Consider the following 21,476-nt stretch of genomic DNA (forward strand, 5'->3'; position numbering starts at 1 on the left):
GTCCAGGATGACAGTCAGTAAGGGCTCTACTCCGCAGCCTGAGGCAGCACAGTGCCCGCCATCCAAGCCCCCAGATCAGCCCGCGCCCGGTCCGTCAGCGCCTTCTTCCGGGCAACGGCCTTGGCCGGTCCGCGCAGGCGCTTGCCGTCTTCGGCTTTCGGCGTGAAATCCAGCGGCGGGAAGAGGCCGAAATTGACATTCATAGGCTGGAAGGAGCGCGGCCCCTCATCGATGGTCTCGATATGGCCGCCGGTGATGTGGTTGATCAGCGCGCCGAGCGCCGTGGTGTGGGGCAGTGGCTGAACAGGGCGGCCGAGCCGCTCTGCGGCGGCGAAGCGGCCGGTCATCAGGCCCACCGCCGCGCTCTCCACATAGCCCTCGCAGCCGGTTATCTGGCCGGCAAAGCGCAGGCGCGGCATCGCCTTCAGGCGCAGGGTCGGGTCGAGGAGCTTGGGCGAATTGAGATAGGTGTTGCGGTGAATGCCGCCGAGGCGTGCGAACTCGGCATTCTCCAGGCCCGGGATCATGCGCAGGATCGCGCTCTGGGCGCCGTATTTCAGCTTGGTCTGGAAGCCCACCATGTTGAACAGGGTGCCAAGCGCATTGTCCTGGCGCAGCTGCACGATGGCGTAGGGTTTCTTGTCCGGATTGCGCGGGTCGGTGAGGCCCACCGGCTTCATGGGGCCGTGGCGCAGGGTCTCGCGACCGCGCTCGGCCATGACCTCGATGGGCAGGCAGCCGTCGAAATAGGGGGTGTTGGCCTCCCATTCCTTGAACTCGGTCTTGTCGCCCGAAATCAGCGCATCGATGAAGGCCTCGTACTGCTCCTTGTTCATAGGGCAGTTGATGTAGTCCTTGCCCGTGCCGCCAGGTCCGACCTTGTCGTAGCGCGACTGGAACCAGGCGATGTCCATGTTGATGGACTCGCGATAGACTATGGGCGCGATGGCATCGAAGAAGGCGAGCGACGTCTCGCCCGTCAGCTCAAGGATAGCCTCAGCCAGAGCCGGCGAGGTGAGGGGGCCGGTGGCGACGATCACTGAGGACCACTCCTCCGGGGGAAGCCCGCCGATCTCGCCCCGCTCGATGGTGACGAGGGGGTGAGCCTCGAGTGCCGCCGTCACGGCCGCCGAGAAGCCATCGCGATCAACCGCCAGGGCGCCGCCGGCGGGCACCTGGTTGGCGTCACCCTTCGACATGATGAGGGAGCTTAAGGAGCGCATCTCCTGATGCAGCAGGCCGACCGCATTGGTCTCCGCATCGTCCGAGCGGAAGGAGTTGGAGCAGACGAGCTCGGCAAACCCGTCCGTCTTATGCGCGTCGGTGCCGCGCACCGGACGCATTTCGTGCAGAACGACGGGAACGCCCGCTTGGGCGATCTGCCAGGCTGCTTCCGAACCGGCGAGGCCGCCGCCGATGACGTGGATGGGTTCGATGGTGCTCATGGGCTTGAAGTAGCGAGCGCGGAGTGGGCAATCAACCACAATCTCAACCTGGAAAAGTCAGACTTATGGGGCCAATTGACACGAGAGGGCGCGGCCATCTTGCGGCCGCGCCCTCCTGAAGTTCCCGCAGTTTGATGTCTGGTCGGTTCTTAGAAGATGAAGAAGCATTCAGCCGACAGAGCCGCGCCGGCTTTTAGCTGCGCGAATTGGATCGCTTCCCCAGCACCATTCCCGTCGGCATCGTAATACAGGGCACCCGACGTTTTGTCGTAGACAAGGCGGTCATCGGCGTCCTTGGCGCTGTTGCCGATGCAGAAGTTCGACGCATCAAGCGTGCCGCGATCCCTGGCGCCCGGCTCCACCGGGAGCTTCGACCCGACCTCAAGCTCTTCGAAGACATAAGCGTTGAGCATGATCTTCTCGCCGATCTTGCTGTTGAAGTCGGTGATGCGATCTATACCGGCTTCGTCAAGGTCATTGCTGAAGAGGAAGGTGTCGACACCCGCACCGCCTTTAAGAACATCATTGCCGGCGCCGCCGTTTAGGAGATCCTTGCCGGCGCCTCCATTCAGAACGTCGTTCCCGCCAGCGCTAGACAGGTGATCATCGTGCTTGGTCCCGGTGATCTTGTCGTCGGCGGAGTCGGCTTTGAAGTAGAAGCCTTCTCCTTCAAATGTAATCCCAAAAGGGTGATAGCCCTTCATGCTGAACTTCCTAACAGACATGCTTTTCTCCTTGCAGATATGAGTTTTCACTTTCGGCAAACAAACATTCTTCTGCGAAAGCAAACACGAAATAACGTTGCAATAATACCTATCAAGGAGATTGATTAGGTAAGAACATGGGCATGCATGGTCATCTCGTTCTGTCTGTGCGAAATGTCACCAGAACAGTTTAGCGATCCAGGTGGCTGTCTAGCTGGCACCGGCTCATATTCAGGGGATTCTTGATATGCCTGCTCTACGTCCGGTGGTCCTCATTACAGGCGGAAGCCGCGGCATAGGGGCTGCGGTGGCGCAGCTTGCAGCCGAGCGCGGTTATGATGTCGCCATCACCTATCGTTCGGAGCAGGAGGCCGCCGAGAAGGTTCTTGCCGCCTGTCGCAGGGCTGGGGCGAAGGCGGTGGCCTGCCGGGGCGATGTGGTCAATGAGGCCGAAGTGGTTCGCTTCTTCGACGAGGCCGAGGCGGCCTTGGGACCTATCTCCCATGTGGTCAACAATGCAGGGATTACCGGCAAGTCCGGCAAGCTGGCGCACACCTCCGCCGACACGATCCAGGCCTGCATCGACATCAATGTCCTGGGTGCCCTGTGGGTGGCGCGCGAGGCCGCGCGCCGGTTGCCGAAAAGCCCCGGCCAGGGTGCCAAGACCATCGTCAACATCTCGTCGGTGGCAGCCTCCCTCGGCAGCGCCAACGAGTATGTCTGGTATGCCGCCTCGAAAGGCGCCATCGACTCCCTGACGATCGGGATGGCGAAGGAGCTGGCTCCGGAAGGGATCCGGGTCAATGCCGTCTCGCCGGGTATGACGAAGACCGACATTCACGAGCGCAGCACCCAGGATGCCGGCCGTCTGGAGCGGCTGCGGCCGCATATTCCGCTCGGCCGGATCGGTGAACCGGGGGAGGTTGCCGAAGCGGTGCTGTTTCTGATGTCAGACGCTGCGTCTTACATCACCGGCGCCAACATTCCGGTCTCCGGTGGGCGCTAGAGGCGTCCAGACAAGCAAACGCCCGCCAGAGGGCGGGCGATGGCCTTATGCTGCAATGCAGCAGAGATTTACGCGACAGCGTGCTCGCGAGCGATGTTCTCGATCTGAAAGCGCGAGATGCCGAGATCGTCGAGCTCGCGGTCGGACAGCAGAGAGAGCTCACGAACGGTATCGCGATAACGCATATAAGCGCGGAACTTAGAGAGAATGTAAGACACGAACATGGGGAACTCCTCATCAGTGACCGACCCCTGTGGTCGGTGGCTTTTGTTCTTGCGTGTGCAGTGCGGATATAAGTGTGTGCGGTGCCGAAGAGGAGTGGTAATAATGTAGGGCAGTTATGCTTTAGTAGCATAGCGAGCTAATGCCAGGTTAACGGAAGTGCTCACTGGACATGCCTTCCATATAAGGATCGAGTTGCTTGGCACGATCTGCAGGCAAGTATGCTGCCGCCACAGCGCTGTTCGCTGCTTGCCAGGGTAGGACCGAACCATGGCTCCTAGCCTTCCCCAGATTGAATTGAGCTCTAAGGGTAAGATCCGATGCTTTGCTAAGCATAGATGCGCCTCTGTAGCATTTTGAACGAATGTTCATATTGCGCTATGACTTGGCGACTGTCCGAAGTTGCTTAGTTTTCGCTGGAACAGTCTCCGAAGGTCTGCGTTCACCCCGCACCTTTACAGTAGTGGAGATGGTTCCGTGAAGAAAATCGCTCTTGGAGCCGCCCTTCTCTTATTGAGCAGCGCGGCTTATGCCCAGACATCGACCCAGACCAACACCAGCACGACCTCTCAATCGCAGTCCTCGGATTCGAACAACCTGCTGCGCAATCAGTCCGGCACCAGCAGCCGCACCGAGACCACCGGTGCAACCCGCAGCGAATCCTCGGGTACGCAGACCAATGTCCGAACCCGTGAAGAGGGCAGCACCCGTGTCGGGGTCGGCATCGAGACCCGTGAGCGGTCCGGAGTTTCCGTCCGCTCCCGCACGGTGCGCGAAGTCGAGGAGCCGAGCGTGTCCGTCACCCGGCGCCGCACCGTGACCTCCATCGAGGAGCCGGATACCGAGGTGCGCCGCACGGTGGTCGAGAAGAAGCCCACCAAGAAGGTCGCGGTGAAGAAGACGAAGACCAAGAAGGTCGTTTCGAAACAGCGCCGCTACCAGGTTGTCGACGAGCCGGTGGAGGTCCGTCGCCGGACCGTGCGCCGCTACGAGGAGGTCAACGAGCCGAGCGTCTCCGTGAATCGCCGCACGACGATCCGCAGGACGCAGGAGACCTCGCCGAGCGTTGGCGTGTCCGTGGAGCAGCGCCGTTCCAATGACGTGAATGTCTCAACCAGCCGTACCCGTTCAAGCGCCCCGGAAACGACCGGCACCGTCTCGACCCGCAGCCGTACGGACGTGAACAGCAACTCGACCGGCAATACGTCCGGTTCGGGCAACTCCTCCACGACCGTTCGTCCGCAGCAGGGCGGTTCCTCCTCCGGGAGCAGCACGAGCACCAGCGAGTAATCCGTCGCAGACAGGCCGGAGGGCTGAGCGTTTGGATCCGCTTACCTCCGGCCGCCGAACCCGAATGGGAGAATATCCATGAAGAAGGTAATCATCACGCTCAGTGCGGCCCTCCTGGCTGCAACCTCTTTCGCCGGTGTTGCCGAAGCCCGCCCCGGTAAGGGCAAGGGTCACGCCTATGGGCACCAGAAAAACCACAAGGCACAACGGTACGTCGTGCAGGGGCGCAACAATAACAACGCTGCCATAGCGGCCGGTGTGACGGGCGCCATCCTCGGTGGCGCACTCGCGGCAACGGCCCGGCCGGCGTACCGTACTTACGAGCGGCCTGCTTACAGGACGTATGAAGCCCCGCGGCGCACCTATTATCGTGAAGAATATTACGACAGCTCCGACTACTGATCAGCCAAGGCAGGGGCGCCTTCGGGCGCCCCTTTTGCACGGCATCTACCGGCGCAGGTTTCCGACAGCGATGACAGCGCGCAAGGGGCCGTACTCGGTCTGCTTCCTCACATCGATCTGCACGCGTCCACCTGACTGCGTTCGGTAAGAGCCGGACCCGCTTTTCCGCCCTGACCCGGCAAGGGCATCGGCCCGGACAGTGCCGCTGATCCGCACGCATGTATCCGAGGCCTGCAGCATGGCAAAGCCGGGAGGGCAGGGCGAAGCGGCCTGCGCCTGGCTTGCCAGCGCCAAGCCGAACACAGCAAGGACGGTTGGGGAGTGCTTCATGGTGAAACGGAGCTTATCCGCTCCGCCTCGAGAGGCAAGGTCGTTATGCCGATGACGTCAGAGGCCGCCGGTCCCGCTGCGGCGACCGTACTGCTCGGCTACATCCGGCCGGTCGACCTCCACGTGGAACTGCTCGGCCTTGGGGCTGTAGTCCTGGATCGCCCCGATACCGTACCGGTAGGCCATCTCACCGCCGAGCCAGCCGCTGAACAGCAGCAAGGCCGTCTGGATGCCGGACAGCCAGATGCCCCATCCCTGGACCCCCGCGGCCGGGTCATCCAGACGTACGCCTACATTCACGAGGGCAAGAGCGACAACGACCAGATTGGCCACCATGTGAGCCCAGGAGACCCACACATTGCGCACCCGGTCGATGGTCACGAAGTCGATCATGCCTGGCACCGCAGCCACGAGAGCGGTGACGATGCCGGCGATGAGAAGCCAATAGGAGGCTTGGGCCCAGAACAGGTCTTGGGTCACCAGGAAGACGATGTCGGTTCCCAAAGCTCCAATCAAGAAGGCAACCGGGAAGACGATCAGCATGTGATGAAGCGGATGTCCGGCAATAGCCGCCGTGCTCTGCACCCCATGACGATGATACCGACCCATGACGCTGCTCCTGTTAATGCCTGGCTTAAAGAAAATGCTTCGGCCAAGCCTTCGTTCCGGTCTCCGGGTTATCGGCCGCACCTGCTGCTGCTGGACATTTCCGCTGCGATGAGGGATAGCGTGGCCCGAATTCCGCAGGGGAATGTCCTGTGGGACCCATTCCTGCGGCAGCCTGGCCAACCGAATGACAGCTGCTCCGATGGTTCTCGATCCCGCCACTCTCACCGTCGCCTTCATCCTGCTGTCGTCTGTGCTCGGCACGCTGCTGATCTTCTCGTGGACCCTGAACCGCCGCCTGAGCGCCCTGGCGTGGTGGGGAGGCGCCTTCTGGCTCATTGCAGTCGGGATCGGCTGGGCCAACCTCGGGAAGGGGCCGCCGGGTTATGCGGTTCTCCTGCTAGCGAACGCGCTGGGCATCCTCTCCTATGGCGCAATCTACATCGGATGCAGGGTTTTCAACGGGCGCCCGGCTGTTCTCCTCCACGGTGGTGCCGGCGTCGTGGTCTGGGCTTGCGCCTTCCCGTTCATCTACGATTCGCAAGGGTACCGGCTCATTCTGGCCTCCGGGCTGACGGCGGCGTACGCGGCCTTGTCGGCCTGGGAGCTGGGGCGTCACCCCCTGCAGCCGCTCGCCTCGCAGCGCGTCGCGGTCGTTCTCCTGTGCGGGCTTGCGGCGTTCAACCTCTTGCGTGGAATGCTCGGCGTTTCTCTGACGTCGGTTCCCTGGATCGATGGCTTTGCCCGGCGCTGGTCATCGGAAATGGCGCTCTTCCTGGTGGTGTTCGGGCCGACGCTCGCCTTCATGTTCCTATCCATGACGAAGGAGCGCCTGAAGTTCGAGTACAAGCAGGCTGCTCATGTCGACGATTTGACCGGCATTCCCAATCGGCGCGCCTTCCTGCAGGCCGCGTCTGCACTGCTCAATCGTCTGAATGACCGACCCGCGAGTTGCCTGCTGTTCGATCTCGACAATTTCAAAGCCATCAATGATCGCTACGGCCATGCCGTCGGCGACCGCATTCTGGGCGTCTTCGCCAGCACGCTTTCTGATCATCTGCCGAAGGGAACCTTTGGCCGGTTGGGAGGAGAGGAGTTCGCCGCAATCGTTCCCACCGGCGCCCGGGACGCTGCCATGCTGGCAGAAAAAATCCGCCATGCCTTTGCCGAAGCCGGCAAGGCTGCCCTCGGGACATCCGAGGAGGTAACCGTCAGCATCGGATGCGCAACAATCCCCCGTGCCATGGCCGACGACCTGCTGCGGCGTGCGGATGAGGCTCTCTACCGCGCCAAGGAAAGCGGCCGGAACGCGGTCGTGGTGGCGTGAAGCGCTTTCTCAGATGGCCTCAGACCACAAAGAACTCATGGTGGCTCAGGGCGAGCCCCTTTTTGAACTGGGCAAACTCCACTGCCTTTCGAGACCCGGAACCGTCGGAATCGTAGGATAGGATACCGGTCTTCTTGTTGTAGTTGATGTAGTCGTCCGAGTCCTTGGGCCGGTTGCCCGCATTGAAGAAGTCGGCGTCCAGGTTGCTTGGCCTGCTGAGGCTGCCTGAACCGAGCTTCCGGAAAATGGCATTGTCGAGCCGGATCGAGTCATCCTTCGCCCTGTATTGAGCGACGAAGTCGAAGTTGACCTGCCGATCCGTGGTGGATGTACCAAGTCTGGTGTCGAAGACGAAAACATCGCGTCCGGTGTCGCCAAACAAGGTATCGTTCCCGCGTCCGCCATGGAGCCTGTCGTTTCCGGTGCCACCGAAGAGCCAGTCTCGCCCATCGCCGCCATACAGTCGGTCATGACCGCTATCGCCCAGGACGTAATCGTTGCCGCCCATAGCTCGGATTGTATCGTTGCCGGACCGTCCGCTCAGGTCTTCGTCAAATGAGGTGCCGCGGAATACATTGGACCCGGCCGTGCCGATCCATTTCTGAACCAGGGTGAAGATTGCTCCCGAGTCCATTCCGGAAATGGTGTTGCCGAAGAGAGTGATATGGGTCGGACCGCCGGCCGTGTTCGTCCGCTCCTCCCTGATCCCGTAGCGGGCATCGATGGCGCCGTCCGAGTAGATCGTGTTGTTGAGGATCTGTGTGTTCACGGAATAATAGGTTTGTCCCGTGGTCGTATCCAGCCGCATGCGGATGCTGATCTCGTCGAACTGGTTGTCGGCACCCTGGGCGTTGTTGAAGATGCGGTTGTTCTGCACGATCGTGTCGGTCGATCCCTCGATCCGCACGCCGTTGCTCAAATTGCCGTAGATCGTGGCACCGTTGATGATGACGTTATCGGCCATGTTGAGAAGGACGCCTTCCTTCTGGTTGCCATAATATTGGCCGCCGACAATCTCGATATTGCTGGGCCACGGTATAGCCTCCGATCCACGCTGCACCACCACGCCGGTGGCTCCGTTGCCGTAGGCGATGTTGTTCTCGAGCAATAATCCGGTGGTGGTGGTTGTGATGTTGAAGCCGTGCCGGTCGTTATCGTAGGCGATGTTGTTCCTGTAGATGCCAGCGACGATGTAGTCGGCCACGAACCCATCGAGCCCATTGCCGTGGGAGACGCTGTTCTCGATGACCAGGTTCAATGTCTGCTCGTGCGGGTCGAAGCCATAGCCCGAGCAATCCAGGATCTCCACGCGCGACACATGGATGTCGGCGTCCTGTTCCGTGCTTCCAGGCCTCACGCCCGTATAGAAGCCGTCGATCTTGCCGGTGGTCGCATCGCGATTGCCGTCGATGGAAAGATCGAAAAGGCCGACATGGGACGTGACTTCGTTGAATGGCGTGCGCACCACGCCGGTAATGTCGCCCGCCCATCCGTCGGCCACCTTCAGAATCGTCCGGCCCATGCCGGCGCCCTGAAGCGCCGTGCCTGTGAGCAGCGAGACGGCGCCGTCGCTCTTATCGCCGGTTCCTTTGACGAGCAGAGTGCCGGTGGGCAGAACGACGGTGACCTTCCCCGCAGACGGGTTCTTTAGATATTCCGCTTGGGCCGCTTTCACGGCTGCATTGATCGCCGTACTATCGTCAAGACTGTCGTTGGCGATCGCGCCGTGATCCCGAGCGTAGATGGTGGTCGCCATGCCGAATATCCTTCGTCAGGAAAGGGAGCCCGCATGCTTTAATACATTTGCGAGAGATTGGATCGGATATTCCAGACAGGATCATAGCATTGGGGGTAATCATCTGGTCTACCAAAGACAAATCATGAGCATCATATCTGTGTCACTCGCTCATGAAGTCTGATCAGTGCATGGCTATTGTCACGCATACTTTGTGGGCGGCTTCCGATATTCCTACTTTGCCTGTCTTGACCATGCGTGCGGGTTGCCTCCTTCGCTGGTTGCAATGGCTCATTTGCAAGACTTTTGGCGACCTTGCGGTCTTCTATCGGAGCTCTGAGGCAACGGAAGGCTGTCTCCCCTCAAGAACGAAGACCTGGTCGAAGAAAATTTTCGATATGGAAATGAAATATGTGTATTACTTTGGGTTAAGGCCTCTTTGGTCAGATTATGAGACGGTTTGCCGGGTTAATCATCGCGGGGGCGTTTGTGACAGACGAGGAAATTGAAGCCGTTGCAGAGGAACTGGCCAAGGCGGGCGGCGTCTCTTGGTACCCTGGACGGACACGTGGGGCGCTTCTGAGGCCGGTCAGCGAGCGATATCGTGACCGGGCGAAGCTCGCGATTGCTGCGCTCGATCGCGTCAGGACTGGACATGACGCTGCGGCGCCGGAGCCGCCATCGCAGACATCGGCTGCTCCCCGGCATCCCGACCAGATTCAGGTCGGGAGCATTGTTGTTTATCGTCCGCCCGGCGATCAGAGGGCGATCACTTGCCGGATCGAGCGGCTTGAGGGGGGCAGCGCTTATCTGGTGCCTGTGCCCCGGCCGGATATCGGGTGGGTATCGTTAGACAGCCTGCAGCCGGAAGGCACGGATGCCTCCACGAAAGACCAATAGGGGGTGGAGCCGCAAGGTCTCTTCACTTTGTCGGCAAAACCCGCTAGCAGTTTCCATCCTTTCCGAGCGGGTGGATGGCCTGACATGCGTTGCTTCTTCCACCTCGTGAGCAATCATGACGAGATTGTCGATAACGCAGGCCTTGAGGTCCAGGACCTTGAGAGCGCTAAGGCACAGGCTCTTATTGCCATTGAAGAACTGAGAGCGGAAATTGGCAATGAGGCCGATGACTGGTCCGGATGGCGGCTGGAAATCGTCTGCCCCCTTGGGACGCTCCTCCACTCTGTGCAGCTCACGGAAACAGTGCATTGACCTGCGGCATGCGTTCGGCCGAGCGCATGCTGTTGCGCCGCAGCTGTGCTATGGTCGCTGCCTCTCCGGCAGCTACGAGCCCGAGATGCAGGCTCTTTGCCCCCTGGTGAGCCACATGACCGTGTGCCGATGAGCTGAAAAGAGAGGCGCCGCGCCGATGAGGCCCGCGCCGTTTTTTACAGCAAAGCTCTAGGCGCTGGCCTTCAACGCCACCACACCCAAGATCCTGTCGATGGCCGCGTTCAGTTCCGCCGTGTCATAGGGCTTGCGAAGGATGGTGAAGCCTTCGTCCATGGCGGTCTGGGCGACCGCGCTGTAGCCGGTGGCCAGCAGGACCGGGAGGGACGGATGCTGGCTGCGAACAATCCGTGCCAGATCGACGCCATTGAGATCGCCGGGCATTACGATGTCGCTGAAAATGAGATTGAAGGCTGCACCTGACTGAAGGGCAGCGAGCGCCTGACGAGCATCGGCCACATGGGCGATCCGGTATCCTGCCTCCTCAAGACTGGCGCGGGTGACTTCGGCGATGTCGAGATTGTCCTCGACCAGGAGAATGTGGCCATGGCCGCCCCGGATCGACGGCTCCGTGGTCTGAATGCTGCCGCCGGCTGCTGCCTCCAGGGTGCGCGGCAGGTAAAGTGTGATCGTGGTGCCGCGTCCGGACTCGGCCAGGGCGGTCGCCGTGCCGCCCGATTGTCTGGCAAAACCATAGACTTGGCTCAACCCGAGACCAGTTCCCTTGCCGACATCTTTGGTGGTGTAGAACGGCTCGAACACATGTGGGAGAACATCCTCCGGAATGCCGGAGCCCGTATCCGAGAGGCTGAGCGCGATGAAGTCGCCCTGGAGGCTAGCGACCTCCGGATCCCGCAGGCTCAGGTTTCGGGCCTCAATCAGCAGCCGTCCGCCGCCGGGCATCGCATCGCGGGCATTGACGGCGATATTGAGGATGGCGAGTTCGAGTTCGTTGGGATCGACCTTGATGTTCCACAGGCCCGGCGGCAGCCGCATGTCGACGGCGATGTCGCCGCGCAGGGATGAGCGAAGCATGTCCTGCAGGTCGAGGAGGTAGCGGGACAGGTTGACGACTTCAGGGTCATGCGTCTGCTGACGCGAGAAGGACAGGAGTTGGCGCACGAGGCTTGCGCCGCGTCCGGCGGCCGTGTCGATTGCGTCGAGGGACCGTTTCTGCCGCTCCTCCATGGGGTAACGCCGTAGCCGGTCCACGTTGCCTTTGACGACCATCAACAGGTTGTTGAAATCGTGCGCGACACCTCCGGTCAGATGGCCCACGGCCTCCAGTCTTTGCGCCTGCTTGAGAGCGGCCTCCGCCATCTCACGCCTTTCGACCTCGGCATGAAAGCTGCGGGTGCGCTGCAGGGCGAGAAGGCTGATGGCAAACAGGCCCAAGGTCGCCGGCAGGCCGAAGGCAAGGAGTTGCCCCATCCGACCCCAGAGCTCCTGCCACATGCTGGCGGTTTCGATCCCGGTGGTGACATAGACAGGGTACCCCGGCACCTTGCGATAGCCGATGCGGCGTTCGATGTCGTCGAGTTGGGATACCGTCGTGATGAATCCGGATTGCGTGTTGCTTTGAATGGCCGGCATAAGCCTGTTTCCAGGCGTGAGCTGAAGAGGCTCGTTGCCGCGTGAAGGGTAGCGCGCCAGGAACTCCCCATCCGATCGGATCAGGCTGATGGAATCCGCAAGTGCTCGGGAGATCCGCCCATAATACTCCCGGAAGTGCTCGGGGCGCACCGACACTGCGATGATCCCGTCGAAGCTTCCATCCTGAGTCGGACGGCGCTGGCTTACCACGAAGAACCGTATGTCGCCGATCTTCGAGGTGATGGTCTTGCCGATATAGGTGCCGGAGTCCTGTTCGGCCTGCACCTTGAAGTAGTCGCGCTCCGAGTTGTTGAGATCGCGGGGCACGGGCAGGATCGTGCTCGACACGAGCGGGCGTCCAGCCTTGTCGAAGACCCAGATCGCCTCAATTTGCGGGAGGGCATCCTGGGTGCGCCGCAGGCGGCTTTGGAGACGGGCCTCATCGGTCAGGATCTGCTCAGGCGTGAGGCCGCGCAGCACCTCGTTCGTCTCGGCCATCGTGCGTTCGATGGTTTGGAACGCCTTGAGGCTATGCTCCTGAACCACATCCAGAGCGCGCACGATGCGCTCGTCCGAGTATTGGCGGATCCGGTGGTAATCGTCCCAGGCCGTATAGGCGAAAAACAGACCGGGTCCGAGCAGGCTCGCGACCAGCAGCAGTTGCAACGGCCAGAACACGGTACGGCTCTTCGGCGCTACGCGACCCACAAACGAAGACCTTCCTTGCATGGCTTTGCGAGAGTCTCTCGAAGTTGAGCGTTCGTCCGGCTCGGGAAGTCACTGTCGGGTTGCCAATCCGCCGGACGGTGAGCCTCGCCCGGCAGATATAGTAGTGCAAAGGGGTTTCAAGGGTGGCTGTCGACTATCTCCACGCCGTCACGAAGACAGCGCTCATGCGGTTCTCAAACGATGCAGTGCCGAAATGGCCGGAGAGCGCCTCCGTTGCTCTGGCCGTGATCTCGTCGAGCCGCTCAGGGGCGCGGGCCTCGATCTCTGCCCGCAGAGGCGTACCCTGGCAGAGACCGACGGCCGGCTCCTGCGGGGAGGGCGCTCGGCTGACCTTGTCCACTACGCCGATTTCGACATTCTCGAAGCCTGCCTGCTGAACCTCACCACGGATCCGGTCAGGGTCGAAATAGCCGAAGGGCACGCGTTCGATGAACCGGGGCGGGTCATCGGGAAAAGCCTTTGCGACGGTCTCGGACACGATGCGGCTGACCGGGTTGAGGTCGAGGGAGTTCCAGACATTGAACAGGAAGCGCCCACCTGGTTTCAGCACGCGCAGTGCCTCCCGGTAGCCCGAGAGTTTATCGGGGAAGAACATCACGCCGAACTGGCATACCACTGCGTCGAAGCTGCTGCTTTCGAAGGGCAGGGCTTGAGCATCCGCCTGGAGCCAACGCACATTCGGAGCCTGCAGCCTGGTTTGTGCATGGTCGAGCATGGCCTGGTTGAGATCGGTCGCGGTGATCTCGACCTGCGGCGGCAGGGTCTTCGCCATGGCGCGGGTCACGATGCCCGTTCCGGCCGCCGTCTCCACAATGCGACCCTCGGTGATATCCGTCAGCCGCCCCGCCAGATCCTGGGCAAAAGGCTCGAACATGAGGGGGCCGAGATACTGCTCGTACAGGGTCGGAATGGAGCCTTTGAAGGCTGAGTCTGTGGCGGCCATCGTCTCATCACCGGGGAAAGCCAGGATGATTGCCCCTTTGAGGAAAGCCGGCAAGGTCGCAGAAGTAGCAGTGCGCTACTTCAGCAGCCACGCGAAGGCCCGCGTCAGGTTTGCCGTTCCATCCCGGTCGAACCAGCGGCCGTGGCTGAAGATGACCCGCTCCGGGTTCCAGGCGACGATCCGCGAGACGGCTTCCTGCGCCTCTTTGCGGCGAAGGCGAACGACGAAGCGTAAGTAAGCCGGCGCCTTGCCGTTGGGAGCGTCGACACCGCTGAGTCTCGCGAAGAGGCGCGTTCCCAGCGGCAGCTTCTCCGGCTCAAGGTTCTGGATCAGGTCCGTCAGGACGAGGGTGCGCGTGGGCCGGTGCAGGAACGCCATTTCGCGAAAGCCGGCGCCGCCAGGGACGATGATTTGCTCGATCTCGCCGCCCCAGTCGTCCGGCGGTGAATCCGTCAGGTCCCGATCAAACCGGATGCCTGCTTTTCGCACCTGCGGCCGCTGCCGGAGGTTTGGCGCTGCGGAGGTCTTAGCAGCCGGGCACCCACCTTGCCAGGCTTTGAGGTGGGTCCAATGCGCGATGTTGGGCGCGACGAGATGGCGGATGGGCCCGAGCGTCTCGATCTCGCGCCGCAACTCCGCATTGTACCGCGTCGGCGAATGCAGCCAGACATCGCCGTTGCCCAACCGGATCACCGTCATCCGCACCGGCAGGCTCAACCCCATGGCCTCCTGCGGCCCGCTGTCAACGATCCAGAGGTTATTGGCGACGGGCTTGAGCACATCGAGGGGAGGGTAGGTCACGTCTTGCTCGGGCACGTTCGCCTGCTTCCTATGGGGAGGTTACGTCTTCTTATGTGAAACGCTTCTCTTCCTAAGAAGCTCCACCTGATGGGCAGAAGGCCTGCCGACGTGGGCAGGTTGTGCTCTTGTGCAGGCTTTCCATCGAGCCTAGCACTGGAGCATCGAATTCTCATAGTGCAGGAGAGGTGCAGCCATGTGGACCGACCGACGCATTCTGGATCTGCTGGGCATCGAGATTCCCATCGTTCAGGCACCCATGGCGGGAGCCAACCTGTCAGACATGGTCATTGCTGTCTCGGAGGCTGGCGGGCTCGGCTCTCTCCCTTGTGCGTTGCTGAGCCTCGACAAAGCGCGGGAGGAGCTGGTCAGGATCCGGCAGCGCACGTTTAAACCCATCAACGTCAACTTCTTCTGCCATTCGGTGCCCGAACCTGACGCCCAACGTGAAGCGGCCTGGAAGCAGCGCTTGAGAGCTTATTACCTGGAGAGCGGACTCGACGCGGAGGCTCCCTATCCCCCGTCGGCGCGAGCGCCCTTCGATGAGGCGTTCCTTGAGCTTGTCGAGGAGTTCAGGCCGGAGGTTGTGAGCTTCCATTTCGGCTTGCCCCAGCAAGGCCTGCTGAAACGGGTGAAGGGCACGGGCGCCAAGGTCTTGTCCTCCGCGACCACTGTCGACGAGGCGCGCTGGCTGGAGGACGGGGGATGTGACGCGATCATCGCACAAGGCTTCGAGGCCGGAGGTCACAGGGGCATGTTCCTGTCCGACGATGTTTCGACCCAGGTCGGTACCATGGCACTGGTGCCGCAGGTCGTGGACGCCGTGAAAGTGCCGGTGATCGCGGCCGGGGGCATTGCCGATGCACGCGGCATCGTTGCGGCTCTCGCCTTGGGCGCATCCGCAGTCCAGATCGGAACGGCCTACTTGTTCACGCCGGAAGCGACGATCCCGCCCTTGCACAGGCAGGCTATCAGGAGCGCAAAGGACGACCGGACCGCGCTGACGAACGTCTTCACTGGACGTCCTGCGCGGGGCATCGTGAACCGGATCATGCGCGAGGTCGGACCGCTCTCGGAAATCGCCCCGGACTTCCCGCTTGCTGGTGGCGCGCTTGCGCCCTTGCGCCAGAAGACCGAACCGCTCGGTTCGAACGACTTTATGTCCCTTTGGTCCGGTCAAGCCGCTGCCTTGAGCCGGGAGTTGGCGGCTGGTGAACTGACTAGGACGCTGGCCCAGGAGGCACTGGCTAAACTCGGAATGCGCTCCGCGTGAACAAACGGCCTAAGCCGCCTTACTCAGCCGCCTGACGCGTCACCTTCTTGTCCTTCTTCGGAGCTTCTTTCTTCGCCGGCTCCTTCTTGGCAGAAGCCTTCTGCGGCGCTTCCTTCTTCAAAGGCCTGCGCTCCAGCACTTCCTTGAGGAAACGACCGGTGTGGCTGTCCTTCGACTCGGCGATGTCCTCAGGCGTGCCCTGGGCGACGATGCGGCCGCCGCCGCTGCCGCCTTCGGGGCCCATGTCGATCACCCAGTCGGCGGTCTTGATGACCTCGAGGTTGTGCTCGATCACCACCACGCTGTTGCCCTGGTCGACCAGCTCGTGCAGCACTTCCAGAAGCTTCGCTACATCGTGGAAGTGGAGGCCTGTAGTAGGCTCGTCGAGGATGTAGAGGGTGCGGCCGGTGGCGCGCTTGGACAGTTCCTTCGAGAGCTTCACGCGCTGCGCCTCGCCGCCGGAGAGCGTGGTCGCCTGCTGGCCCACATGCACGTAGTCGAGGCCGACGCGGGCGAGCGTCTGCATCTTCTCGCGGATCGACGGCACGGCCTTGAACAGCTCGCGCGCTTCCTCCACCGTCATGTCGAGCACGTCGGCAATGGAGTTCTCGCGGTACTTCACTTCCAGGGTCTCGCGGTCGTAGCGTTTGCCCTTGCACACGTCGCAGGTGACGTAGACGTCGGGCAGGAAGTGCATCTCGATCTTGATCACGCCGTCGCCGGTGCAGGCCTCGCAGCGGCCGCCCTTCACGTTGAACGAGAAGCGGCCTGGCTGATAGCCGCGGGCCTTTGCTTCCGGGAGTCCTGCGAACCATTCACGGATCGGCGTGAAAGCGCCGACATAGGTGGCCGGGTTCGACCGCGGCGTGCGGCCGATGGGCGACTGGTCGATGTCGATGACCTTGTCGAGATGCTCCAGGCCGTCGATACGCTCGTGCGGGGCAGGGTGCTCCAGCGCGTTGTTGAGCTTGCGGGCGACCGCCTTGTAGAGCGTATCGATCACAAGCGTGGACTTGCCGCCGCCGGACACGCCGGTGATGCAGGTGAAGGTGCCGAGCGGGATATCCGCCGTCACGTTCTTCAGGTTGTTGCCCTTGGCGCCCACCACCTTCAGCATGCGCTTTGGATCGCGCTTGCGGCGCTTGCCCGGTACCTTCACGGCCAGTTCACCCGTGAGATATTTGCCCGTCAGCGACTTCGGGTTCGCCAGGATCTCGTCGGGCGTGCCTTCCGCCACGATCTGGCCGCCGTGGATGCCGGCGCCGGGGCCGATGTCGAACACGTAGTCGGCCTGGAGGATCGCGTCCTCATCGTGCTCCACCACGATCACCGTGTTGCCGAGATCGCGCAGGCGCTTCAGCGTGCCGAGCAGGCGCTCGTTGTCGCGCTGGTGCAGGCCGATGGACGGCTCGTCGAGCACGTAGAGAACGCCCGTCAGGCCCGAGCCGATCTGGGACGCCAAGCGGATGCGCTGGCTCTCGCCGCCCGACAGGGTGCCGGAGGCGCGGGCGAGCGTCAGGTATTCCAGGCCCACATCGACCAGGAAGGTGAGGCGCTCGCGGATTTCCTTGAGAATGCGGCCGGCGATCTCGTTCTGCTTCTTGGTCAGCTTCTTCGAGAGATCCGCGAACCAGACCTGCGCGTCCTTGACGGAGAGCGCCGTGGCATCGCCGATGTCGGAGCCGGCGATCTTCACCGCCAGGGCTTCGGGCTTCAGGCGCTTGCCGCCGCATTCCTCGCACGGCGTCTCGCTCATGAAGCGGCCGATTTCCTCGCGCGCCCAGTCGCTCTCGGTTTCCTTGTAGCGGCGCTCGAGGTTGGGGATCACGCCCTCGAAGGGCTTACGCACCTCGTAGGCGCGCATGCCGTCGTCATAGGCCATACGGATGTTGTCGCCGTCCGAGCCGTAGAGGATCGCCTCGCGGACCTTCTCCGACAACTCGGTCCAAGGCTTCGTCATGGACGACTTGTAGTGCCGCGTGATCGCTTCCAGCGTCTGGCCGTAATAGGGCGAGGTCGACTTCGCCCAGGGCATGATGGCGCCGCGCTTGAGGGAGAGCGTCTCGTCCACGACCAGCGCCTCGTCGATCCGCATCTCGTGGCCGATGCCGCCGCAGGTGGGGCAGGCCCCGAAGGGGTTGTTGAACGAGAACAGGCGCGGCTCGATCTCCGGGATGGTGAAGCCGGAAACCGGGCAGGCGAACTTGGACGAGAAGACGATGCGCTTCGGCTTGCCCTTCTCGTCCTTCTCGTCGGCGTATTCGACGACCGCGATGCCGTCGGTGAGCTCGAGAGCGGTCTCGAATGAATCCGCCAGGCGGGCGGCGATGTCGGCCCGCACCACGATGCGGTCCACCACCACGTCGATGTCGTGCTTGAATTTCTTGTCGAGGGCAGGGGCCTCATCGATGGCGTAATACTCGCCGTCGATCTTCAGGCGCTGAAAGCCCTTCTTCTGGAACTCGGCGATTTCCTTGCGGTACTCGCCCTTCCGGCCGCGCACCACGGGAGCGAGCAGGAAAAGCCTCGTCTTCTCCGGCAACTCCAGCACCCGGTCCACCATCTGGGAGACGGTCTGGCTTTCGATGGGAAGGCCGGTGGCGGGGGAGTACGGGATGCCCACGCGCGCCCAGAGCAGGCGCATGTAGTCGTAGATCTCGGTGACGGTGCCCACCGTCGAGCGCGGGTTCTTGGAGGTGGTCTTCTGCTCGATGGAGATGGCGGGCGAGAGGCCGTCGATCTGGTCCACGTCCGGCTTCTGCATCATCTCCAGGAACTGGCGGGCATAGGCCGACAGGGACTCCACGTAGCGGCGCTGCCCCTCGGCATAGATCGTGTCAAAAGCCAGCGACGACTTGCCGGAGCCGGACAGCCCCGTGAACACCACCAACTGGTCCCGGGGGACCATGAGGTCGACGTTCTTAAGGTTGTGCTCCCGCGCCCCGCGCACGGAGATCACGCGCGCATTCGGATCGCCCGCCTTGGCGCGGTTGAACAGGTCGTCGAGTTTAGCCATTGCCGAGCTTAAGCCTTCTGAGGAACACCAGCCTCGCCAGGCCGGCTCCCGCATATGTGATGCCCCAGCCGCCGGCGCAATGCGGCGGATGATTCCAGGGATGCGATCCTAGAACAAAGAGGGTACGAAGTGCAAGGCCAGTGGTCGGTGCTGTCTCCAAAAATAAAAGGCCCGCCAGTGGCGGGCCTCTGATTGATCGGGAGCCAACCTCAGATCACGAAAACGAAGTCGGAGGCCTTGAGGGCGGCTTTGTTAGCCAAAGTTGCCACGAGATCGAGATCGTCTACAGTCCCAATCCCGTCGGCATCGTAGTAAAGCTTGCCGTCGTCCGTGTCGTAGAGGAACTGCGCCAGGGTCGAGGTGGCCTTCGGGTCGGCTCCGACAACGAGCAGGTTTGCCCGATCGAAGGCGAGAGGCACCGTTTTTTGCAGAACGGGATCCCAAGTCCTGAAGCTGTAGGCATCAATGATGAAGAAGTCGTCTTTCCCCGTAAAGTCGGCAATGATGCAGTCCGAATACTCATCTAAGGCGAACTGATCATCGCCCCTACCACCAATGAGGGTCACGTCGCCGTCGCCGCTTAGGATGTCATCGCCCGCACCGCCGTTGACGACGATCCCATTGGCTGCATTCTCGGCATTGGATCCGGAGGCGTAAAGGTCGTCGTTGCCTGAACCTCCGTTGATCAAGCCGGACTTGCCGTAACCACTGATCGTATCGTTACCCTTCGAGCCTGTGATAACGCTCCCCACATCCATCTTGAAGACATCGACGTCAACCTTTTCGAACTGTCCAGCCTTGATGTCGAGATATCCGATATTAGCGGCAGATTTGCCGGTAACTTTGGAGAAGTTAAGAGAATACACCGTGTAGTCGGTCGGCCCACCGCGGGCTTGAAGGATAAGCGTGTCCACGCCCTTGCCGCCAAGGGCATTATCACCGCCATCAACAACGACCCTGTCATTGCCGTCGCCGCCCAGCAACTTGTCCTTGCTCGGGGCAACCGGATTAGCGGGATCCGTGCTGGGGGTAGGGTCAGTGCCGTCGATAAAGTCGTCCCCGGCGCCACCGGACAGATAGTCGTTGCCGGCTTGGCCGTATAGGTTGTCATCCCCCTTGCCGCCGTCGAGGCGGTCGTTTCCCTCGCCTCCAGTCAGTTCGTCGTCATCGTCGCCGCCATAAAGCTTGTCATTCCCGTCTGCCCCATAGAGGTTGTCCCTGCCGGCGTCTCCATAGAGGCTGTCGTTGCCTTCATCACCATTGAGGAAGTCTCTGCCCTCGCCACCATAGAGCTTGTCGTTGCCGAGGCCGCCATTCAGGTTGTCTCTGCCAAGCCCGCCGAGCGCCTTGTCCGAGCCGAGGCCGCCATAGATGGTGTCGTCACCGTCGCCCCCGGTCAGGCTGTCGATGCCGTCGGCCCCAAAGATATAGTCGTCGCCAGCGCGGCCATCGATAATATCCTTGAACTTCGAACCGAAGAAGAAGTCGTCCGACGAGCTTCCCTTCAGGGCCTTCCTCTTTGTAGTAATGCGATAGGTTGTCATGTCAGCCTCCATAGTCCCCGAAAAATTGACACGTTATCACGTTAAAATCAACTGGTGCTTGTGCTCGCTTGAGGCTTTCACGACATGGGCAGAGCGGGCTTTTCAGAGGGAGGATAGTCGCAGCGGCCGTAAACTGGGGACGGGCCTGTGCAGAACTTGGCCCGCGGCTTGCCTCAGGCTCCCTCCGGCCCCACAACAGCCTCATGTGAATGAGGAGTGGCTCCGATGGCGGGCAGCGTGAACAAGGTGATTTTGGTAGGCAATCTGGGGCGCGACCCTGAGGTTCGGCGCCTGGGCAGTGGGGATCCGGTGGTGAACCTGCGGATTGCCACGTCCGAGACCTGGAAGGACAAGGCGTCTGGCGAGCGCAAGGAGAAGACCGAGTGGCACTCGGTGGTGATCTTCAACGAGAACCTGGCCCGGGTGGCCGAGCAGTACCTGAAGAAGGGCTCGAAGGTGTACCTGGAGGGCCAGCTGCAGACCCGCAAGTGGACGGACCAGCAGGGGGTGGAGAAGTACTCCACCGAGGTGGTGCTGCAGCGTTTCCGCGGTGAGCTGACGATCCTGGACAGCCGCGGCGGCGGCTCATCCGAGTTCGGCGAAGAAGAGCCGGGCCAGGTCAGAACCGGCGGTGACTTCGGTGGACGCTCGTCCTCTCAGGACCGGCGCCCGGCGCCGTCCTCGGGCGGAGGAAGCAGCGGAGGAGGCTCCCGCTACAACGACCTCGACGACGACATTCCGTTCTAGAATCTAGCTTTCGGCGATTTTGCGCATCGGGAGAGGCGGCCGGCTGGCAGCCTTTTCATTTCGTCACAAGCGCCAAAATCCGCCCGAATATTTGGCAGAATGGAAAACTCACCTTGCGTCAATGCACGGAAGCTGCTCATTTAGAAATCGGCGCCGGCGCGGCGTAAATCCGGCGTTTGAAGAGTTTTTCCAGGGCTGTTTTTGAGTGCATTGCTTCTTTCATCTCGTGCACACGCATGAACGGATCCTCGATGAGACAGGCATAGAAGTCTCGGATCTGGACGCCGCCCATTATCAAGCTATCAAAGCGATCCAGGAGCTTCGTCACGAAGGCGAGGACGAAGAGGTTGATTGGCGCGGATGGCAGCTGCAGGTAACCGATGCGTCGGGAAATATCCTGCTGACGATACCATTGGATACGGCGCAGCATTGAGATTACTTCAAAGTATGCATGAGATACAGTTCTCAAGCCTAGAAGAATACACTTATGATTATATTCAGTCAGAGCTAAAAATACTAGCTGATTATAGATAAAA

Annotated in this window: 20 protein-coding genes; 9 read left to right on the forward strand and 11 right to left on the reverse strand. The window is 61.5% G+C overall.

Features of this window, described 5'->3' with window-relative positions:
• Positions 1-26 precede the first annotated feature (26 nt).
• Positions 27-1,445 carry a methylenetetrahydrofolate--tRNA-(uracil(54)-C(5))-methyltransferase (FADH(2)-oxidizing) TrmFO gene (gene trmFO, locus JKL45_RS09960; protein WP_201860977.1) on the reverse strand — a complete coding sequence of 473 codons (1,419 nt, stop codon included), beginning with the start codon at positions 1,443-1,445 and terminating at the stop codon, positions 27-29.
• 149 nt (positions 1,446-1,594) lie between these two features.
• Entirely contained in the window at positions 1,595-2,170 is a 576-nt protein-coding gene (locus JKL45_RS30465) for a calcium-binding protein (RefSeq protein ID WP_201860978.1), read from the reverse strand.
• Positions 2,171-2,396: 226 nt separating this feature from the next.
• On the opposite strand from JKL45_RS30465, the gene JKL45_RS09970 reads away from it, so the two are divergent.
• On the forward strand, positions 2,397-3,155 hold the full coding sequence (locus tag JKL45_RS09970; RefSeq protein ID WP_201860979.1) for a glucose 1-dehydrogenase: 759 nt from the start codon (positions 2,397-2,399) through the stop codon (positions 3,153-3,155).
• Between the two features lie 68 nt (positions 3,156-3,223).
• Here the strand turns inward: JKL45_RS09970 and JKL45_RS09975 are convergent, their stop codons facing one another.
• A complete protein-coding gene (locus tag JKL45_RS09975) occupies positions 3,224-3,379 on the reverse strand; it encodes a DUF1127 domain-containing protein (protein ID WP_196264018.1) in 156 nt (51 codons plus the stop codon).
• 475 nt (positions 3,380-3,854) lie between these two features.
• Here JKL45_RS09975 and JKL45_RS09980 point away from each other — a divergent pair, with 475 nt between their 5' ends.
• Together JKL45_RS09980 and JKL45_RS09985 are read left to right on the forward strand one after the other, a co-directional pair.
• Positions 3,855-4,667, forward strand: a complete 813-nt coding sequence (locus JKL45_RS09980) for a hypothetical protein (protein WP_201860980.1) — start codon at positions 3,855-3,857, stop codon at positions 4,665-4,667.
• Positions 4,668-4,745: 78 nt separating this feature from the next.
• A complete protein-coding gene (locus JKL45_RS09985; protein ID WP_201860981.1) occupies positions 4,746-5,069 on the forward strand; it encodes a hypothetical protein in 324 nt (107 codons plus the stop codon).
• A 45-nt stretch (positions 5,070-5,114) separates the two neighbouring features.
• On the opposite strand, the gene JKL45_RS09990 is transcribed toward JKL45_RS09985, so the two are convergent.
• On the reverse strand, positions 5,115-5,399 hold the full coding sequence (locus JKL45_RS09990; RefSeq protein WP_201860982.1) for a porin: 285 nt from the start codon (positions 5,397-5,399) through the stop codon (positions 5,115-5,117).
• Between the two features lie 57 nt (positions 5,400-5,456).
• On the reverse strand, positions 5,457-6,008 hold the full coding sequence (locus JKL45_RS09995; RefSeq protein WP_201860983.1) for a DUF2231 domain-containing protein: 552 nt from the start codon (positions 6,006-6,008) through the stop codon (positions 5,457-5,459).
• 184 nt (positions 6,009-6,192) lie between these two features.
• Here JKL45_RS09995 and JKL45_RS10000 point away from each other — a divergent pair, with 184 nt between their 5' ends.
• Positions 6,193-7,332 carry a GGDEF domain-containing protein gene (locus JKL45_RS10000; protein ID WP_201860984.1) on the forward strand — a complete coding sequence of 380 codons (1,140 nt, stop codon included), beginning with the start codon at positions 6,193-6,195 and terminating at the stop codon, positions 7,330-7,332.
• Between the two features lie 19 nt (positions 7,333-7,351).
• Here JKL45_RS10000 and JKL45_RS10005 read toward each other — a convergent pair whose 3' ends face one another.
• Entirely contained in the window at positions 7,352-9,088 is a 1,737-nt protein-coding gene (locus tag JKL45_RS10005; protein ID WP_201860985.1) for a right-handed parallel beta-helix repeat-containing protein, read from the reverse strand.
• Positions 9,089-9,556: 468 nt separating this feature from the next.
• Here JKL45_RS10005 and JKL45_RS10010 point away from each other — a divergent pair, with 468 nt between their 5' ends.
• Together JKL45_RS10010 and JKL45_RS10015 are read left to right on the forward strand one after the other, a co-directional pair.
• On the forward strand, positions 9,557-9,967 hold the full coding sequence (locus tag JKL45_RS10010) for a hypothetical protein (RefSeq protein ID WP_312896937.1): 411 nt from the start codon (positions 9,557-9,559) through the stop codon (positions 9,965-9,967).
• A gap of 84 nt (positions 9,968-10,051) precedes the next feature.
• Positions 10,052-10,279, forward strand: coding sequence for a DUF6894 family protein (locus JKL45_RS10015; RefSeq protein ID WP_201860987.1), 228 nt, complete (start codon positions 10,052-10,054; stop codon positions 10,277-10,279).
• Positions 10,280-10,468: 189 nt separating this feature from the next.
• Here JKL45_RS10015 and JKL45_RS30640 read toward each other — a convergent pair whose 3' ends face one another.
• The 3 genes from JKL45_RS30640 to JKL45_RS10030 all read right to left on the reverse strand — a co-directional run bounded on the left by JKL45_RS30640 (position 10,469) and on the right by JKL45_RS10030 (position 14,378).
• Positions 10,469-12,568 carry a hybrid sensor histidine kinase/response regulator family protein gene (locus JKL45_RS30640; protein ID WP_201860988.1) on the reverse strand — a complete coding sequence of 700 codons (2,100 nt, stop codon included), beginning with the start codon at positions 12,566-12,568 and terminating at the stop codon, positions 10,469-10,471.
• A gap of 184 nt (positions 12,569-12,752) precedes the next feature.
• Positions 12,753-13,562, reverse strand: a complete 810-nt coding sequence (locus JKL45_RS10025) for a class I SAM-dependent methyltransferase (protein ID WP_201860989.1) — start codon at positions 13,560-13,562, stop codon at positions 12,753-12,755.
• 75 nt (positions 13,563-13,637) lie between these two features.
• Positions 13,638-14,378, reverse strand: coding sequence for a DUF4336 domain-containing protein (locus JKL45_RS10030; RefSeq protein WP_201860990.1), 741 nt, complete (start codon positions 14,376-14,378; stop codon positions 13,638-13,640).
• 178 nt (positions 14,379-14,556) lie between these two features.
• Between JKL45_RS10030 and JKL45_RS10035 the strand changes: the two genes are divergently transcribed.
• Positions 14,557-15,633: an NAD(P)H-dependent flavin oxidoreductase gene (locus tag JKL45_RS10035; RefSeq protein ID WP_201860991.1), complete on the forward strand. Its 1,077-nt coding sequence runs from the start codon at positions 14,557-14,559 to the stop codon at positions 15,631-15,633.
• A gap of 19 nt (positions 15,634-15,652) precedes the next feature.
• Here JKL45_RS10035 and uvrA read toward each other — a convergent pair whose 3' ends face one another.
• Both uvrA and JKL45_RS10045 read right to left on the reverse strand, forming a co-directional pair.
• Positions 15,653-18,649, reverse strand: a complete 2,997-nt coding sequence (gene uvrA, locus JKL45_RS10040) for an excinuclease ABC subunit UvrA (protein WP_201860992.1) — start codon at positions 18,647-18,649, stop codon at positions 15,653-15,655.
• 209 nt (positions 18,650-18,858) lie between these two features.
• Entirely contained in the window at positions 18,859-20,193 is a 1,335-nt protein-coding gene (locus JKL45_RS10045; RefSeq protein ID WP_201860993.1) for a calcium-binding protein, read from the reverse strand.
• 225 nt (positions 20,194-20,418) lie between these two features.
• Here JKL45_RS10045 and ssb point away from each other — a divergent pair, with 225 nt between their 5' ends.
• Positions 20,419-20,940, forward strand: a complete 522-nt coding sequence (gene ssb, locus JKL45_RS10050) for a single-stranded DNA-binding protein (protein ID WP_201860994.1) — start codon at positions 20,419-20,421, stop codon at positions 20,938-20,940.
• Between the two features lie 226 nt (positions 20,941-21,166).
• Positions 21,167-21,373, forward strand: coding sequence for a DUF6894 family protein (locus JKL45_RS30785; protein WP_376771020.1), 207 nt, complete (start codon positions 21,167-21,169; stop codon positions 21,371-21,373).
• The last annotated feature ends 103 nt before the right edge of the window (positions 21,374-21,476 follow it).

Source organism: Microvirga soli (assembly GCF_016734765.1).
In the GTDB taxonomy this organism is placed as follows: domain Bacteria; phylum Pseudomonadota; class Alphaproteobacteria; order Rhizobiales; family Beijerinckiaceae; genus Microvirga; species Microvirga soli.